This is a genomic window from Aeromonas sp. 600724, assembly GCF_049175135.1.
Taxonomy (GTDB): Bacteria; Pseudomonadota; Gammaproteobacteria; order Enterobacterales; family Aeromonadaceae; genus Aeromonas; species Aeromonas veronii_A.
The window spans coordinates 1-17,473 of the sequence record NZ_JAAKUM010000002.1; the positions used below are offsets into that span (position 1 = coordinate 1).

The following is a 17,473-nucleotide window of genomic DNA, read 5'->3' on the forward strand; positions in this document are numbered from 1 at the left end:
CCAACCAACCAACCAACCAACCAACCAACCAACCAACCAACCAACCAACCAACCAACCAACCAACCAACCAACCAACCAACCAACCAACTAACCAACTAACCAACTCGCCCCAGCCAATCCGCTATCAACATCCCAACCTGTCACTCTGTATTGATGGGCACCTGTGATAACAAGAGCACACTCCATCACCTCCTATCCCCTACCCCCAACGAATTACCCTGACGGGCAGATATGAGCAGTCAACGCCATCTCAAGAGCTAAAGGTGTGATAAACAGGATAAGCGGAGCCTCGCTAACGCAATGCAGCAGAACTGCGACTGGCATACGTACAGGGCCAACCAACTGGCAGAGACAGAGCAATGATAATTCGCAGAGAAAACGGGAAAGATTGTCAGTGAAGAGAATTGTTGCGCCGATTGCTCAACCGACACATCAGCAGTTGCCACGATGCAAAGATAAAAAAATGGCAGCCATCAGGCTGCCATCGGGAGAGCACGATTCAGCGATCAGAGGGTCGCAGCGACTTCATCGGAGATGGAGCCGTTGTGATACACCTCTTGCACATCGTCCAGATCTTCCAGCATGTCGATCAGACGCATCAGCTTGGGTGCAGTTTCTGCATCCAGCTCCGCTTCGGTGGAGGGGATCATGGTCACTTCGGCGCTCTGGGCCTTGAAGCCGGCAGCTTCCAGACCATCCAGCACGGTACCGAAGTCGTTCGGGGTGGTGTACACCTCGATGGTGCCATCCTCTTCGGTGACCACGTCATCGGCGCCCGCTTCCAGCGCGGCATCCATCAGGGCATCTTCGTCTACGCCCACGAAAGTCAGCAGACCTTTCTTGCTGAACAGATAGGCAACGGAGCCGTCGGTACCCAGGTTGCCACCGCACTTGCTGAAGGCGTGACGCACTTCGGCTACGGTACGGTTACGGTTGTCGGTCAGGCACTCTACCATCACGGCAGAGCCAGCCGGGCCGTAACCTTCGTATACGATGGTCTCGAGCTGTTCGCCATCGCCACCACCGGCGCCACGCTGAATGGCACGGTTGATGGTGTCGCGGGTCATGTTGTTGGTCAGGGCGGCAGTCACCGCAGCACGCAGACGCGGGTTGTTGGCGGGATCGGCATCACCCAGACGCGCGGAGGTAGTGATTTCGCGGATCAGCTTGGTGAAGATCTTGCCACGCTTGGCGTCCTGAGCGGCCTTGCGGTGTTTGATGTTGGCCCATTTACTGTGACCTGCCATAGAGACTCTCCGTTATTTTTTAAATGTCAGTAACACTGATCATGACTAACCCAAGGGAAACACAGAGGCCGCACGGCGGCGGCCTCCGGTGCCGGTATCGGCTTACTCGTCGCCCTTGACGGTGGTTGCAATCGCCAGCTCACCCAGTTGGGCGGCGTTGGCAAGGCTGGGGGCGTCTGTCATCAGACAGGCGGCCGCGGTCGTTTTCGGGAAGGCGATGACGTCCCGAATGTTTTCGGTGCCGGTCAGCAGCATGCTGAGACGGTCCAGACCGAAGGCCAGACCGGCGTGCGGCGGGGTGCCGTACTTCAGCGCATCCAGCAGGAAGCCAAACTTCAGGCGCTGCTCGGCCGGGGTGATACCCAGGATATCGAACACGGTGGATTGCATCTCGCTGTTGTGGATACGGACAGAACCGCCACCCACTTCGTAACCGTTGATCACCATGTCGTAGGCGTTGGCGTAAGCACCCACCGGGTTGGCTTTCAGCTCGGCCGGGCTCATGTTGCTCGGCGCGGTGAAGGGGTGGTGCATGGCAGCCAGACCGCCTTCGCCATCTTCCTCGAACATCGGGAAGTCGATGACCCACAGCGGCTTCCAGCTGTTCTCCAGCAGACCCAGATCACGGCCCACTTTCAGACGCAGGGCGCCCATGGCATCGCAAACCACTTTCTTGGAGTCGGCACCGAAGAAGATGATGTCGCCGTCGGCCGCGCCGGTACGGGCCAGGATCTCGCGCACGATGGAGTCAGAGAGGAACTTGGCAACCGGAGACTGCACGCCTTCGATGCCATTGGCCGCTTCGTTGACCTTCATCCAGGCCAGGCCCTTGGCACCGTAGATACCGACAAACTTGGTGTACTCGTCGATCTGCTTGCGAGAGAGCTCGGCACCACCCGGTACTTTCAGGGCTGCCACACGGCCTTTCGGATCGTTGGCGGGGCCCGCGAACACGGCGAACTCGACAGCAGTCAGCAGATCAGCCACATCGACCAGCTCCATCGGCAGACGCAGGTCCGGCTTGTCGGAGCCGTAGCGACGCATGGCTTCGTCAAAGGTCATGATCGGGAAGTCGCCCAGATCCACGTTCAGGATGTGCAGCCACAGTTTACGGATCATCTCTTCCATCACTTCACGCACCTGCGGCGCGGTCATGAAGGAGGTCTCCACGTCGATCTGGGTGAATTCCGGCTGGCGGTCGGCACGCAGGTCTTCGTCACGGAAGCACTTGACGATCTGGTAGTAGCGATCGAAGCCGGACATCATCAGCAACTGCTTGAACAGCTGGGGGGATTGCGGCAGAGCGTAGAACTTGCCCTTGTGCACGCGGCTCGGCACCAGATAGTCACGGGCACCTTCCGGGGTGGCCTTGGTCAGCATCGGGGTCTCGATATCGAGGAAGCCGTGCTCGTCCATGAAGCGGCGTACGAAGGCGCTGGCCTTGGCACGGGTCTTCAGGTACTTGGCCATCTCGGGACGACGCAGATCCAGGTAACGATACTTGAGGCTGATCTCTTCGCTGTTGACCTGATTGAAGTCCAGCGGCAGCGGCTCGGCACGGTTGATGATGTTGAGTTCGTGGGCGAACACTTCGATGGCGCCAGTGGCCATGTCGCTGTTGCGCTGGGACTCGGGACGGGTGCGCACCACGCCGGTCACCTGGATGCAGAACTCGCCGCGCAGCTCGGAGGCCAGGGCGAACGCGTCCGGCTTGTCCGGATCGAAGAACACCTGAACGATCCCTTCCCGGTCGCGCATATCGATAAAGATCAGACCGCCGAGATCACGACGACGATGAACCCAACCGCACAATGTAATGGTCTGCCCTGCATGGGCCTCATTGACCTGTCCGCAATAGATAGAGCGCATGGACTTCTTCCTTCGAAATTGTAGAGAGACGGTTAACCTTGGGCCGCCGGGCACGACTGGCAAGCACCGTCTGTCTCACAGCTGGCCAGATTCTTTTTCTTACCCGGTTTGAAATCAGTCTCGTACCATCCGGTTCCCTTGAGCCGGAAGCCTGCCGCCGATATCAGCTTGACCAGATTCGGCTTGCTACAGGCCGGACAGTCGGTCAGGGGGGCATCGGAAAGCTTTTGCAGTTTTGCCAATTCATGGCCACAGACGTCGCAACGATATTCGTAGATAGGCATGGGTCACAAGAAATTGAAAAACAAAAGGGCTGGCATTATAGAGGAAAACCCCCTTTTGGGTAAAATGGCCAGCAGCCTCCTTTCGCCAGTTTTTTGCACTCGATGGCAAAAAGCGGGTAAAAAATCGGCACGAATGCACCAAGAGTGAAGAGAATAGCCATCATGAGCCTCTATTTGGGCCTGCCGCAGTGGTCCCACCCCGGCTGGCCCGGCCAGCTACTGGGCCTTGGCGCCAAGCCTGCCGAACACCTCGCCCACTACGCCACCGTGTTCAACTCAGTGGAGGGTAACACCACCTTCTACGCCCTGCCGACACCGGACACGGTACAGCGCTGGGCCGATGCGGTGCCCGATCATTTTCGTTTCAACTTCAAATTTCCGCAAACCATCAGCCACCAGAGCGATCTGGTGAGCGCAGACAAACAAGTCGCCGACTTTATTCGCCTGCTCGCCCCGCTGCACGACAAGCTGGGGCTGCTCACCCTGCAGTTGCCCGCCCGTTTCGGGCCACAGGGGCTGGCCAGACTGGCGGCCTTTATCGAGCGGCTGCCACGGGCGTTTCGCTACGCCCTCGAGGTGCGTCACCCTGACTTCTTCGCCAAGGGGGAGGCCGAGCGAGCATTGAACCGGCTGCTCATGGAACAAGGCATCAACCGGGTGATGCTCGACAGCCGGCCACTCTTCTCGGTGCAAGCAACCACGCCAGCCCTTGTCGATGCCCAGGGCAAGAAGCCACGCCTGCCGGTACATCTGCTGGCCACCGCCAACGCCCCCATGGTGCGCTTTATCGGCCTGCCGGATCCGGCGGCCAATCACCCCTTCCTGCCCAGCTGGCTCCCCCACTGGCGCCAGTGGCTTTCCGAGGGCAAGGATCTCTACCTCTATATACATACTGCCGACAACGCCCAGGCACCTGAGCTGGCCCGCCAGATCACCCGCTTGCTGGAGCAGGAGATGGCCCCCTGGCCAGGGGAAAACGATCGCGCACGGCAGGGAGTGCTGCGCTTTTAGCCAACCCATTCTGCGGCCATCGTTTCGCTGCAAAAAAAGTGCTTTTTTGTGGCGTGGCAAGCCCTGGCGTCAAGACAAACGGCCATCAATCCTCTACACTACCGCCCCAAGTAAGGGTCCGGAACATGGCCCGTACGAACAGGACAGGTCCAAAGGATTTCACGACCAGCCACCCCGTTCGTAAACAGGTGATAAATCTACTCTGATGGGTGTCACCCAACGACTCAATTGAACAATACAGCCGGGTGATGTCCCGACTGTCAGGTTGCGCCAGCATGCATACCAAAGATCAAATTTTTGCCGCCCCGATCGCCCGATTGGGTGACTTCTGTTTTGACGAACAGGTCGTCGACGTGTTTCCCGATATGATCCAGCGCTCGGTGCCGGGTTACAGCAACATCATCTCTGCCATCGGCATGATGGCCGCCCGCTACGCCCAACCCGAGAGCCGACTCTATGATCTCGGCTGCTCACTGGGCGCCGCGACCCAGGCGATGCGTCGCCATGTCAGCCAGTCCGGCTGCCGCATCACCGCGGTGGATCTCTCCCACCCGATGATTGAGCGCGCCCGCGCCCACCTCTCCGGTTTCAAATCCGAGGTGCCGGTGGAGCTGGTGGAAGCAGATATCTGCGACATCGAGATCGAGAACGCCTCCGTGGTGGTGCTCAACTTCACCCTGCAATTTGTCGAGCCCGAAAAGCGTGCTGCCCTGATCCAGCGCATTCACGATGGTCTGCGCCCGGGCGGGATCCTGATCCTGAGCGAGAAGTTCCGCTTTGAAGATGAACCGGTCAACGAGCTGCTCATCGATCTGCACCTCGACTTCAAGCGGGCCAATGGCTACAGCGAGCTGGAGATCAGCCAGAAACGCACCGCCCTTGAGAACGTGATGCGCACCGACAGCCTGCCGGTGCATCAGGCTCGCCTACGGGACGCCGGTTTCGTCCATCAGGATCTCTGGTTCCAGTGCTTTAACTTCGGCTCCATGATTGCCATCAAATCCAGCGACGCCCAGCCATGATCGACTTTGCCAATTTCTATCAACTGATTGCCAAAAACCGGCTGAGCCACTGGCTGCATACCCTGCCCGCCCAGCTGCACGCCTGGCAACATGACAACCAGCATGGCGACCTGCCGCGCTGGAACCGCGCTCTCAACAAGCTGCCGGTGGTCTCCCCCGGCAACGTCGAGCTGAAAAGCCGGGTCGAGATTGGCTCGGCCGAGAGCCTGGGCGAAGGGGAGCGCAAGAAGGTCGAAAGCCTGCTGCGCCACTTCATGCCCTGGCGCAAGGGGCCGTTCACCGTGCACGGCATCCACATCGATACCGAGTGGCGTTCTGACTGGAAGTGGGATCGGGTGCTGCCCCATATCAGCCCGCTCGAAGGACGTTACGTGCTGGATGTGGGTTGCGGCAGCGGCTACCACCTCTGGCGCATGGTGGGTGAAGGGGCTCGGCTTGCAGTCGGCATAGACCCGAGTCCGCTGTTCCTCTGCCAGTTCGAGGCCATTCGCCACTTCGCGGGCAATGATCAGCGTGCCCACCTGTTGCCGCTCGGTATTCAGGAGCTGCCGGAGCTGCGTGCCTTTGACACCGTCTTCTCCATGGGAGTGCTCTATCACCGCAAATCCCCCATCGAGCACATCGAGCAGTTGCGCAATCAATTGAAAGATGATGGCGAGCTGGTGCTGGAGACGCTAGTGATTGACGGCGGTGTCAACGACGTGCTGATGCCCACCGATCGTTACGGCAAGATGCGCAACGTCTGGTTTATTCCCTCAAGCCGCGCCCTCAAGCTATGGGTCGAGCGCTGCGGCTTCACCGACGTGCGAATAGTAGACGAGAATATGACCAGCACCGACGAACAGCGTCGTACCGACTGGATGATTAATGAATCCCTGAGTGACTATCTGGATCCAGACAATCCGGCACTCACGGTAGAAGGACACCCGGCGCCGAAACGTGCCGTACTGATTGCCCGCAAGGCCAAAGACTAGCCGGTGGCGCTTGTGGAAGTTACACTGACCCAATTCCAGGAAGCACAGTTAAATGAATGACATGAAAAGCAAATTAAAAGGAATGACCCTGCTCTCCCTGCTCAGTCTCGGCGGGTGTGTCAATATGGAAAAAACGCCTCAGGTTCCCGCTCTGACGCTGGCCGAGCTTCGTAGCGAGCTGAGCCAGAGCGAGCTGCGCCTGCAAACATCCATGGAACAGCAACAGAAGCAGTATGTGCAGCAACAGCACCTGCTGGTTCAGCTCAACACAGATGTCACCAATATGAAAGAGTCCGTCAAGCAAGTAGATCACAAGCTCGCAGCTCTCCCCTCCGAGCCACCCAAACCGATGGCCATCCCCACCGAGAAGTGCCCGGCCCCCAATCAGGGCCACACCATCGATGGCAAGCTGATGGTCGGTGAAGCGGAGTGGATCTGGGTTGATGCCGCCAACGACGCCTTCCAGGCGCGGGTCGATACCGGTGCGACCACCTCCTCCATCAGTGCCCAGGAGATCACCATTTTCGAACGCAATGGCAAAAACTGGGTGCGCTTCTTCCTGAGTCATCAGGATGTGGATGACAAGATCCAGATCGAAGCGCCGCTGGTACGCCATGTGCGGGTGCGTCAGGCCTCTGCCGACGATCTCGACCGCCGTCCGGTGGTCCGTCTGGCGGTACGGATTGGCGACATGACCGAGAAAGCCGAATTTACCCTGAAGGACCGCAGCGACATGACCTTCCCGGTGCTGCTGGGTCGCGAATTTTTGAAAGACATCGCCGTGGTTGATGTGGCCCGCGAATATATCCAACCCAAACCCAAGCTCAAGGATGTGAAATAATCCATGGTTTCCCGTAAGCCGTTCTATTTGCTGGTAGCCCTGCTGTACATTGTCGGCCTGGGGATGACGATCTATCACCATATCGCGTTGGATGTGCCGCTGACGCCCGGTGAAAAGCGCCAGATCTGGTCCATCGAAGCCAAGCTGGAGTTTGAGGCGACCGGTGAGCCGGTGATCGCCTCCCTGGCCATTCCGGGCACCCAGCCCGGTTTCACCCTGATGAACGAGAACGCCGCCAGCCCCGGCTACGGCCTCTCCTTTGTCGAGAAAGATGGCGATGCCCGCGCCGAGTGGTCCATCCGCACCGCCTCCGGCCGTCAGGAGCTCTACTACCGCGTCGACATGATGGCAGATGCCCATGCCAAACCGGCCGCCAATCCGCAGCCGCCTGCCATCGAGAAGCAGATCGAGAGTGAGCCTTATGCCACCGCGATGAAGCAGATCCTCGAGCGGGCCCAGGAGCGCTCTGCCGACGGCTACACCCTGACTCGCGAGATCATCAAGGAGATCGAGAAGCAGGAGCAGAACGCCGAGCTGCTGAAAAAGCACAAGAGCCGTGCCAACCTGATCGCCGAGCTGCTCAACAATGCTGACGTCCCCACCCGCGTGGTGCATGCTCTGAATCTGGAAGATGGCCGCCGTCGTCAGGAGCTGGTGGATTACCTGCAGGTATTCAACAGCCCGACCGACTACAAGCTGTTCAACCCGCAAACCGGTGAACAGGGCCGTCCGGCCAACCTGCTGCTGTGGGAGTACAACTCCGGCGCCCTGCTGGATGTGACCGGTGGTCACAACTCCCGTGTCAGCTTCTCGATGATCGAGCAGGAGCAGCCGGTCAGCGTGGCGCTGGCCCAGAAGTTTGAAAAATCAGAGATGATGAACTTCTCTATCCACAGCCTGCCGCTGGAAGAGCAGACCCTGTTCAAGGGCTTGCTGCTGATCCCGATCGGCGTGCTGATGGTGGTGTTCTTGCGCGTGATTGTCGGCATCAAGACCTCCGGTACCTTTATGCCGGTGCTGATCGCCGTCGCCTTTATCCAGACCCAGCTGATCACCGGTCTCATCGGCTTCCTGCTGATCGTCGGCACCGGTCTCATCATCCGCTCCTATCTATCTCGGCTTAACCTGCTGCTGGTCGCCCGAATATCGGCAATCATCATCATGGTTATCTCGATGATCGGTATCTTCTCCGCGTTCGCCTTCAAGCTGGGGCTGACCGACGGTATGAAGATCACCTTCTTCCCGATGATCATCCTCTCCTGGACCATCGAGCGGATGTCCATCCTGTGGGAAGAAGAGGGCCCGAAAGAGGTGTTCCGTCAGGGCGGTGGCTCCCTGCTGGTGGCCATCATCGCCTATCTGGCCATGGACAACGAACTGATCCGTCACCTCACGTTCAACTTCCTCGGCCTGCAGCTGGTACTGATGGCGACCGTGTTGTTGATGGGTAACTACACCGGCTACAAGCTGAGTGAGCTGAAGCGCTTCAAGCCGCTGGTGGACGAGATCAAGTCTGGCGCCACCCCGGGTAAGGACAAGTAACAGATGTGGTTCTGGGAAAAGTACACTACTCCGTGGAGCCTGTCGCAGGCAGGCATCCTCGGTATGAACAAGCGCAACCACTCCTACATCAGCCGCTACAATCCGCGCAGCCTCTATCCGCTGGTGGATGACAAGCTGCAGACCAAGCAAATTGCGCTGGATGCAGGCGTGACGGTGCCTGAGCTGATCGGCACCATCCGTGCCCAGCACGATGTAGGTCGCATCACCGAGCTGGTAAAAGATTGGCCGGGCTTCTGCATCAAGCCGGCCCGTGGCTCTGGCGGCAAGGGGATCCTGGTGATCCTCCGTCAGGAAGATGGTCTCTTCTACAAACCCAACGGCAGCGCCTGCAACGGCCAGGATCTGGAGCGCCATGTCTCCAACATTCTGGCGGGGCTCTATTCGCTTGGTGGCAAGCCAGACGTAGCGCTGGTCGAAGGCCTTATCAACTTCGATGACGTATTCGACGGCTACTCGTTCGAAGGGGTGCCCGATGCCCGGGTGATCATCTTCAAAGGCTTCCCGGTGATGGCGATGATGCGCCTCTCCACCTCGGCCTCCGATGGCAAGGCGAACCTGCACCAGGGCGCCGTTGGGGTGGGTCTGTGCCTGCGTACCGGCCGCGCGCTGCGGGCGGTGCAGTTTGGCAATCCGCTGCGACACCACCCGGATACCGGCCTCGACCTCTATGAGCTCAAGGTACCCCACTGGGATACCCTGCTCACCCTGGCCGCCTCCTGTTACGAGATGTCTGGTCTGGGCTACATCGGTACCGACATGGTGCTGGACAAGTTCCGCGGCCCCATGCTGCTGGAGCTCAACGCCCGCCCGGGTCTGGCCATTCAAATCGCCAACGGTCGTGGCCTGGTGCCCAACCTCAAGACCATCGAGAAGCTGGGACAGGTCAAGATGAGCGTGGCGCAGCGGGTCAACTTTGCCAAAGAACACTTCGGTATCTTTGACGAGTAGTCCCGCCCCCCATGTCAAAAGCGCGCCAAAGGGCGCGCTTTTTTATGACTGCCGTTTATCGGCGCGCTGCCGGCAACGACAATCCTGCCGAGCAATGGGACAGAACCAGACAGCCAAACAACGGCCATAAAAAAACCGATGCCTGGGCATCGGTTTTTCACTATCCGGCACGCAGACCCGATTACAGGGAAGCGGCGTTCTCGGACAGATACTTGGCAACGCCATCCGGGGAGGCGGTCATGCCTTTCTTGCCTTTCTCCCACTGAGCCGGGCACACTTCGCCGTGCTCTTCGTGGAACTGCAGGGCATCCACCATGCGCAGCATCTCGTCGATGTTGCGACCCAGCGGCAGATCGTTGACTACCTGGTGACGAACAACACCGTTTTTGTCGATCAGGAAGGAGCCACGGAACGCCACACCGGCTTCCGGGTGCTCGACATCATAGGCTTTGCAGATCTCGTGCTTGATGTCGGCCACCAAGGGGTACTTGACTGGGCCGATGCCGCCGTCTTCGATCTTGGTGTTGCGCCAGGCGTTGTGAGAGAACTCGGAATCGATGGAAACACCGATCACTTCCACGCCACGCTTGTTGAACTCTTCCAGACGGTGATCGAAGGCAATCAGCTCGGACGGGCAGACGAAGGTGAAGTCGAGCGGATAGAAGAACAGGACGGCTGCCTTGCCTTTGATGTGGGATGAGAGGGTGAACGAATCAACGATCTCGCCATTACCCAGAACGGCTGCGGCGGTAAAATCGGGTGCGGGACGGCCTACCAATACCATATTCAATTCCTCTTTAAGTGAAGTGAACAATCCAGTCAGGATTGGGCTACCAAGAGCCTAGTCCGTCTAATTCAAGCGACAAACTATAGACCCGGTGGTAGATTAGTTAAATCAAATTAAATAGATAGCATTAATCGGATTTTCCTATGCAACGTTGGCCCAGCCTCAAACAGCTGCAATATCTGGTCGCTCTCGACGAGCACAAGAACTTCAACCGCGCCGCCAAGGCCTGTCATGTCAGCCAGTCGACCCTGAGTACCGGGATCCAGACGCTGGAAGAGATGATGAACCTGCAACTGGTGGAGCGGGACCACAAGAGCTTCATTATGACCCCGGTCGGCATGGAAATCGTCGAGCGCGCTCGCAATTTGCTCTCCGATGCGCGAGATCTGATGGAACTAGGTCAACACCAGGGTGGTGTGATGCAGGGGACCGTGCGTCTGGGCTGTATTCCCACCATCGCCCCCTTCCTGCTCAGCAAACTGCTGAAAGTATGCAGCAAAACCTATCCTGACCTCGAATTGTTACTGCGGGAAGACACCACCAGCAATCTGCTCAAACAGCTGGAACAAGGTCAGCTCGACTTGCTGATCCTCGCCCTCCCCATCGAGATCGGTGGTTTTCACTGCAAGACCGTCGGCCAGGATCCGTTCCACATGGTGATGCCCGCCAGCATGGCGGCCGGTCTGCACACCCCGTTCGACTACAAGGAGCTGCCAAACCAGAGCATCTTCCTGCTGGAGCGGGAGCACTGCCTCACCGAGCACGCAGTGAGCGCTTGCCGTCTGCGGGACAAGAGCAAGATCAATCCCTTTGCCGCCACCAGCCTGCACACTCTGGTGCAGATGGTCGAGGCGGGACTTGGCACTACCTTCCTGCCTCAGATGGCCATCGACGCCGGCATTCTTGCCAATTCGGATCTGGTCGCCATTCCCCTGCCGGGGGAAAAATCCTATCGCGAGATCGGCATGGTTTGGCGTCCCAGTACCACCCGGGTGCAAACCTTCTATAAGCTGGCCGAATTGCTTACCCCACTGATCAATCCCGCCCACTGACCCCGAATGCCAGCCGCAGGCTGGCGTTTTTCGCTCACTTGCCGCATTTTCTCCTTGCGGGACTAGGTATCAAGCCAGATCCCTGTTTATGATGGAAAAGTTGTCACGCCACTGGCGGCCGTCACCACATTCTGTCCGGGGTGGCGGTTAACAGACGTCTCTATTGGTAGACCCCGTTGTGGAGAGCTCTCCGATGTACCGCAAGCTGATGCTATCCCTGCTGACCCTGCTGCTGGCCGCCTGCTCCAGCACGCCAGAGCCACCGCCGCCCCGTCAGCAGAGCAGTGCCTTTGACGGTTTCTACCAGCAGTGGCGTGGCGTCCCCTACCGGATGGGCGGCACCAACCGCGCCGGACTCGACTGCTCCGCCTTCACCCAGCTCGCCTACAATCAGGTGCTGGGAGTCAACTTGCCAAGAACCACCGAATCCCAGGCCAGTATCGGCAAACCGGTGGATCGCTACCGGCTGCAACACGGGGATCTGGTCTTCTTCAAAACCGGCTGGCAGCAGTACCATGTGGGGGTCTATACCGGTGCCGGCGAGTTTATCCACGCCTCCACGAGCAAGGGTGTAATCCGTTCGAGACTCGACAATGTCTACTGGAACAGCCGCTATTGGCAAGCCCGTCGGGTAACCCAGTAAAGGTTCAAACACCTGCCCGTTATACTGCTGGACTCCGTCAATCCCGGTCGCCAGGTCGAGATAATCCCCTGCACTGAAAACTCAATTGGCCCCAAAACCTGCCTTTCATACCATTTTGTGATAAGGTGGTGGCCAATTTTTAGCACTTTCGCGCTTTTCTCATACGCTATCTGTCCTGATTGACAATAAGCGAAGCAGCGAAAGTGGCTGTGACAGCACTGCCGGACGGGTGGCTCACAGCAGCAGTATCAAGGGTTAAATAGATAAGGAGATCATCCAATGAAACAGTATCAAAACTGGCTGGGGCAATACCTGATGAGTCGCCGTGACGGCGACCACGCCATGGCATGCGAGATGGCGAGTTCCATCTGCGAGTTCTGGCAACAACAGGGAGATGAAACCGAACTGGACAAGTGGCAGCAGATTTACCAGAACCATCTGGAAAAGACCACCTGATCCCGACCGTCACCTTGCTGCCAGCCATCTGTTGGCAGCAAGGCTGCCCCCTATTGCTTCGCGCATAGCCAGTTCCCGCATAACGCCCTTTTGCATGCCCCCTCTACCATTTCTTGAGTCCATGACAGTGCTCATCCAGAACCAAGTGTCGAGCTCGTCGATGCAACCGGACACAACAGGGTTCCCCACCCTGTTTCCCCGGGTTTCATCCAAACCAACCGCGTCCTCACGGCGGGTTTTCTGTTTTGAGAACAAGGGGATGGGCAGTTCTGTCGCAATCCATGGCGACAATTTCCCCAAGTTGGTCAGTTTGTGCTAAAATGGCGCTCATTTTTTGACATCTCGCGTCACGTTCGCCGCCAGATTGCCCATCGGGCTCTCTGCCCGGGTCGTGACTTTGCACCATCATGCCTGATGATGTTCCCCCCAAGATGAGCCGACAGGCTCCCGTCAAGGTGGGCACCTTCAAGGGCACATGAGATAAGGAGATCGGGTAATGAAACAATATCAAAGCTGGCTGGGAGATTATCTGATGAGCCGACGTGACGGAGATCACGCGATGGCTTCGGAACTTGCCAACACCATCTGCGCCTTCTGGAAGGCCCAGGGTGATGAAGCAGAAACCAGCAAATGGCAGCAACGCTATCAGCAACACGTAGAGCAGGCGCAATAAGCCCCTGCACTCTTTCGCGATAAGAAAACCGGCGCACATGGCGCCGGTTTTGCGTTTCTGGCAAGCAGCAGATTACATCTGGTCGATCATGTCCTGAGCAAACTGGGAACAGGAGCGCAGGGTGGCCCCTTCCATCAGACGCTCGAAGTCATAGGTGACGGTCTTGTTGCGGATCGCCGCTTCCATCCCCTTGATGATGAGATCGGCCGCTTCGACCCAGCCCATGTGGCGCAGCATCATCTCGGCGGAGAGGATCAGCGAGCCCGGGTTGACCTTGTCCTGACCGGCATATTTCGGTGCAGTACCGTGAGTTGCCTCGAACAGAGCCACGCCATCACCGATGTTGGCACCCGGCGCGATACCGATACCGCCCACCTGAGCAGCCAGCGCATCGGAGATGTAGTCACCGTTGAGGTTCATACAGGCGATGACGTCATACTCGGCCGGACGCAGCAGGATCTGCTGCAGGAAGGCGTCGGCGATGACATCCTTGATGACGATGGTCTTGCCGGTTTTCGGGTTCTTGAAGGAGCACCAGGGGCCGCCGTCAATCAGCTGGGCTCCGTACTCGTTCTGGGCCAGGGCATAACCCCAATCCTTGAAGGCACCTTCGGTGAACTTCATGATGTTGCCCTTGTGCACCAGGGTCACTGAGTCGCGATCGTTGTCGATGGCATACTCGATGGCGGCACGCACCAGGCGCTCGGTACCGGCCTTGGACATCGGCTTGATGCCGATCCCGCAGGATTCGGGGAAGCGAATTTTCTTCACGCCCATCTCGTTTTGCAGGAAGGCGATTACCTTGTTCGCTTCGGCGCTGTCGGCCTTCCACTCGATACCGGCGTAGATGTCTTCGGCGTTCTCGCGGAAGATCACCATGTCGGTCAGATCAGGACGCTTCACCGGGCTCGGGGTGCCGTCGTAGTAACGCACCGGGCGCAGGCAGATGTAGAGATCCAGCTCCTGACGCAGGGCCACGTTGAGGGAGCGGATACCGCCACCGACCGGAGTAGTCAGCGGGCCCTTGATGGCCACGCAGTATTCGCGAATGAAATCCAGGGTTTCGGCCGGCAGCCAGGCACCTTCGCCATAGACATGAGTCGATTTCTCGCCGGTGTAGATCTCCATCCAGGCGATCTTGCGCTCGCCCTTGTAGGCTTTCTCGACCGCAGCATTCACCACATTCAACATGGCAGGGGTTACGTCAACACCGATGCCATCCCCTTCAATAAACGGAATGATCGGATGGTTGGGAACCTGCAGCTTGCCGTTGGCATCGACTGTGATTTTCTGACCCTGGGTCGGGATTACTACTTTGCTTTCCATCGGCATCTCCTAACTTCCGTTTGTTATCAACTTGTTTGTTGCGCGCGGCCATCTTAGCCCATTCATTTTCATAATAAAACGACAAGAAAGCATGTCAGACCAAAGAGGTAGCCACCCGCCAGTGCACCGTCACAACGCCTTGCCGACCCCGCCCCGTTATCCCTCCAGCTCGCTGGCCGCCGCCTGCGGCTGACTCAGGGAACGGTACTGGGAAGGGGTCAAGCCGGTCTTCTGTTTGAACACCCGGCAGAAGTAGTTCACGTCGGTAAACCCGCAGCGATTGGCGACCTCTTCGAGACGGAAGCGATACTTTTTCAGCATGAACTTGGCCCGCTCCAGCCGCACCCAGCTGATGTAGTCCGCTAGCCGCATGTGCCCCTGCTGGCGGAACAGGCGTGAGAGATGGCTGGGGGAGAGATTGAAGCGGGCGGCGATGCATTCGCGACTGATGGGGCGGTGGAAATTTTCCTGAATGTAGATGCAGATGCCGTGAAAAAGATCGGAGCCACGAGGACGACCGCTCTCTGACTCCACCAGCAACTGCCGTGAATAACTTAGCAGCGCCTGCAGCAGGTGATTGTCCATCGGTGCCCTTATCGGCTCCTGCGCAAGGGTGTTGAGGGAGAGCAGGATATGATCGAGCGCCCGTCCGGCACCGGCCTGAATACTGTGCTTCTGCACATCGAAGAAGCCGGTGTCTCCCTTGTGCTTGCTCACCAGACTGAACCCTATCTGACGCTTGCCGAACAACAGGCTGAGCACGGAACAGTCATTGTCCCAATCCGGCTTGTTCCAGCCGTTGGGGGGAATGTACATCGCCTCCCGCGGCCCCATCTGTACCGACTGCACATCCCCTTCCGGGGACCAGATCTGGTTGAGATAGTGGCCACTGAATACCAGCTCGAGACGCGGAAAATTGACCTGATAACTGAAGCAGGGAGGCACCCCTTTGTCAGAGGCAAACAACACCTTCTCAAAGCCTCCCCCCTCACTTAGAAAGCCGTCCAACAGCTGGGTAAAGATGATACTCATGAATGATCCTGATCAAGATGCAGAGAGCAACCGATTGCGGTGCGCTGCCCCTGCCATGCTATAGTCCGCGCCAGACTGAAATTCCCAAAAAATCGTTCTGATACAAGGAGCCATCCATGAGCTACCCGCCGTTTTTTCTAATGTGCAACCCGATCCAGGATTATGTCTGGGGCAGTCGTGATTCCCTGACCACGCTGTTTGGCATCAAAAATCCCGAAGGCAAACCACAAGCTGAACTGTGGATGGGCGCTCACCCCAATGGCTGTTCCGAAGTGACCCTGGCAGGCGAGACCGTGAAGCTATCCAGCCTGATTGACGCCAACCCCACCGCCATGTTGGGCGAAGCTACCCAGGCTCGTTTCGGCTCACTCCCCTTCCTGTTCAAGGTGCTCTGCGCCGAGCAAGCCCTCTCCATTCAGGTACACCCGAGCAAGGCACAGGCCGAAGCCGGTTTTGCCAAAGAAGAAGCCGCAGGCATCGATATCAAGGCGAGCAACCGCAACTACAAGGATCCGAACCACAAGCCGGAGCTGGTCTTTGCCCTCACCCGCTATCAGGCGATGAACGGCTTTCGCGCCATCCCGGCCATCCTGGCCCTGTTCGATCGCATGGCGCTGCCCGCACTGGTCGACCTGACCGCGGCGCTTCGCCAGTCACAGGATGAAGCTGGCCTGCAGCACTTCTTCCACCAGTTGCTGATCCTCAGCGGTGATCGCAAGGACGAGGCGCTGGCTGGCCTGCTGGCCTATGCCGCCGCCCATCAGGATGAAGAGACTTTCGCCACCATCAGCAAGCTGGCCAACCAGTACCCGGGGGATGTGGGGCTCTTCTCGCCGTTGCTGCTCAACGTGGTAACACTTGAGCCGGGTCAGGCGATGTTCCTCGACGCCCAGACCCCCCACGCCTACATCCACGGCACTGGCCTCGAGATCATGGCCAACTCCGACAACGTGCTGCGTGCCGGTCTGACCCCCAAATACATGGATGTGCCGGAGCTGCTGGCCTGCACCCGCTGTGTCGCCAAACCGGACGACCAGATCCTGCTCACCCCTCGCATGGAAGGCACAGTACAGCACTTCGACGTGCCGGTACCGGATTTCACCTTCAGCGTATATGGCGCAGGCGAACATGCCCTCACCACCGGCAATGCCGAGATCCTGTTCGCCATCGATGGGCCCATCACCCTCATTGGCCAGGATGGCGAGCGTCTGACACTGACCATAGGGCAATCTGCATTTGTACCCGCCAGCACCAGCGATTATCGCGTGACGGCTGAAGGGCGTTTTGCCCGCGCCAGCAACCGCTGATCCTGGTGGGCCATCGGCTCATCACCCTCTGTTCAAAGGGCCCAGCAGGGCCCTTTTTTTCAGCTCATCTGACCATGTGGAGCCCGGTACGACTCACAAAATCGGTCATTTAACTCAACATCGAAGAATAACACGCTGACTTATAATGATTAATATCATTTAGCCTCCCTGGTCACGCCACCCTGCAGTTATGCGAGCCAGCTCACACCCTTCCCCACACGTCATAAAAATCCAGTTAATGCCATTTTTTTCCTCTGTCCCAGGATATTAATCAACGAAATAATAGAAACCGTTAATTTACAGGCAGCAGGAAAAACATTTAAGAGCATTTATATATTCCAGATGTAACACAGCTCAGCCACTTATTTCATAAGTGTAAGGGGCGATTTTTTAAATCAGGCTCTGGGTGCCTGTTATTTTTCTGCGCATTTATTTTT

17 protein-coding genes are annotated in these 17,473 nt (G+C 57.9%); 11 read left to right on the forward strand and 6 right to left on the reverse strand.

The genetic code is table 11. The annotated features are described in order from the left end of the window. Nucleotides 1–507: 507 nt before the first annotated feature. The 3 genes from G5168_RS02240 to G5168_RS02250 form a co-directional block, all read right to left on the reverse strand. The gene (locus tag G5168_RS02240; protein WP_005337681.1) at nt 508–1,248 is read right to left on the reverse strand and encodes a YebC/PmpR family DNA-binding transcriptional regulator; all 741 of its coding nucleotides are present in this window, start codon (nt 1,246–1,248) and stop codon (nt 508–510) included. Between the two features lie 102 nt (nt 1,249–1,350). Beyond that, complete coding sequence (gene aspS / locus G5168_RS02245; RefSeq protein WP_157162313.1) at nt 1,351–3,117, reverse strand: aspartate--tRNA ligase; 1,767 nt, start codon at nt 3,115–3,117, stop codon at nt 1,351–1,353. Between the two features lie 32 nt (nt 3,118–3,149). Then, nucleotides 3,150–3,401, reverse strand: coding sequence for an FmdB family zinc ribbon protein (locus G5168_RS02250; protein ID WP_005337686.1), 252 nt, complete (start codon nt 3,399–3,401; stop codon nt 3,150–3,152). 162 nt (nt 3,402–3,563) lie between these two features. On the opposite strand from G5168_RS02250, the gene G5168_RS02255 reads away from it, so the two are divergent. The 6 genes from G5168_RS02255 (at nt 3,564) to G5168_RS02280 (ending at nt 9,760) form a co-directional block, all read left to right on the forward strand. After that, the gene (locus G5168_RS02255; RefSeq protein ID WP_227342372.1) at nt 3,564–4,412 is read left to right on the forward strand and encodes a DUF72 domain-containing protein; all 849 of its coding nucleotides are present in this window, start codon (nt 3,564–3,566) and stop codon (nt 4,410–4,412) included. Between the two features lie 275 nt (nt 4,413–4,687). Further along, nucleotides 4,688–5,434, forward strand: coding sequence for a carboxy-S-adenosyl-L-methionine synthase CmoA (cmoA, locus tag G5168_RS02260; RefSeq protein WP_069529805.1), 747 nt, complete (start codon nt 4,688–4,690; stop codon nt 5,432–5,434). Then, on the forward strand, nt 5,431–6,408 hold the full coding sequence (gene cmoB / locus G5168_RS02265; protein ID WP_042056497.1) for a tRNA 5-methoxyuridine(34)/uridine 5-oxyacetic acid(34) synthase CmoB: 978 nt from the start codon (nt 5,431–5,433) through the stop codon (nt 6,406–6,408). Before cmoA ends, cmoB begins: the two co-directional genes overlap by 4 nt. A 52-nt stretch (nt 6,409–6,460) precedes the next feature. Then, nucleotides 6,461–7,249 carry an ATP-dependent zinc protease gene (locus G5168_RS02270; protein ID WP_227342371.1) on the forward strand — a complete coding sequence of 263 codons (789 nt, stop codon included), beginning with the start codon at nt 6,461–6,463 and terminating at the stop codon, nt 7,247–7,249. A 3-nt stretch (nt 7,250–7,252) separates the two neighbouring features. After that, entirely contained in the window at nt 7,253–8,791 is a 1,539-nt protein-coding gene (locus tag G5168_RS02275) for an inactive transglutaminase family protein (protein ID WP_227342369.1), read from the forward strand. Nucleotides 8,792–8,794: 3 nt separating this feature from the next. Then, complete coding sequence (locus tag G5168_RS02280; protein WP_216953262.1) at nt 8,795–9,760, forward strand: alpha-L-glutamate ligase-like protein; 966 nt, start codon at nt 8,795–8,797, stop codon at nt 9,758–9,760. 181 nt (nt 9,761–9,941) lie between these two features. On the opposite strand, the gene G5168_RS02285 is transcribed toward G5168_RS02280, so the two are convergent. Continuing rightward, nucleotides 9,942–10,544, reverse strand: coding sequence for a peroxiredoxin C (locus G5168_RS02285; RefSeq protein WP_216953261.1), 603 nt, complete (start codon nt 10,542–10,544; stop codon nt 9,942–9,944). A 146-nt stretch (nt 10,545–10,690) separates the two neighbouring features. On the opposite strand from G5168_RS02285, the gene G5168_RS02290 reads away from it, so the two are divergent. From G5168_RS02290 to G5168_RS02305, 4 genes are all read left to right on the forward strand, one after another. Beyond that, nucleotides 10,691–11,599 (forward strand): hydrogen peroxide-inducible genes activator, encoded by a 909-nt coding sequence (locus tag G5168_RS02290; protein WP_216953260.1) that lies wholly within the window; start codon nt 10,691–10,693, stop codon nt 11,597–11,599. 193 nt (nt 11,600–11,792) lie between these two features. Then, nucleotides 11,793–12,242: a C40 family peptidase gene (locus G5168_RS02295; protein WP_216953259.1), complete on the forward strand. Its 450-nt coding sequence runs from the start codon at nt 11,793–11,795 to the stop codon at nt 12,240–12,242. A 279-nt stretch (nt 12,243–12,521) separates the two neighbouring features. Next, nucleotides 12,522–12,698, forward strand: coding sequence for a hypothetical protein (locus G5168_RS02300; protein ID WP_005347176.1), 177 nt, complete (start codon nt 12,522–12,524; stop codon nt 12,696–12,698). 496 nt (nt 12,699–13,194) lie between these two features. Continuing rightward, nucleotides 13,195–13,371 (forward strand): hypothetical protein, encoded by a 177-nt coding sequence (locus G5168_RS02305; protein WP_005337712.1) that lies wholly within the window; start codon nt 13,195–13,197, stop codon nt 13,369–13,371. 72 nt (nt 13,372–13,443) lie between these two features. On the opposite strand, the gene icd is transcribed toward G5168_RS02305, so the two are convergent. Next, nucleotides 13,444–14,697 carry an NADP-dependent isocitrate dehydrogenase gene (gene icd, locus G5168_RS02310; protein WP_005347179.1) on the reverse strand — a complete coding sequence of 418 codons (1,254 nt, stop codon included), beginning with the start codon at nt 14,695–14,697 and terminating at the stop codon, nt 13,444–13,446. Nucleotides 14,698–14,853: 156 nt separating this feature from the next. After that, the gene (locus tag G5168_RS02315) at nt 14,854–15,729 is read right to left on the reverse strand and encodes an AraC family transcriptional regulator (RefSeq protein WP_005347181.1); all 876 of its coding nucleotides are present in this window, start codon (nt 15,727–15,729) and stop codon (nt 14,854–14,856) included. Nucleotides 15,730–15,845: 116 nt separating this feature from the next. On the opposite strand from G5168_RS02315, the gene manA reads away from it, so the two are divergent. Beyond that, nucleotides 15,846–17,036: a mannose-6-phosphate isomerase, class I gene (manA, locus tag G5168_RS02320; protein WP_421251796.1), complete on the forward strand. Its 1,191-nt coding sequence runs from the start codon at nt 15,846–15,848 to the stop codon at nt 17,034–17,036. Nucleotides 17,037–17,473 lie beyond the last annotated feature (437 nt).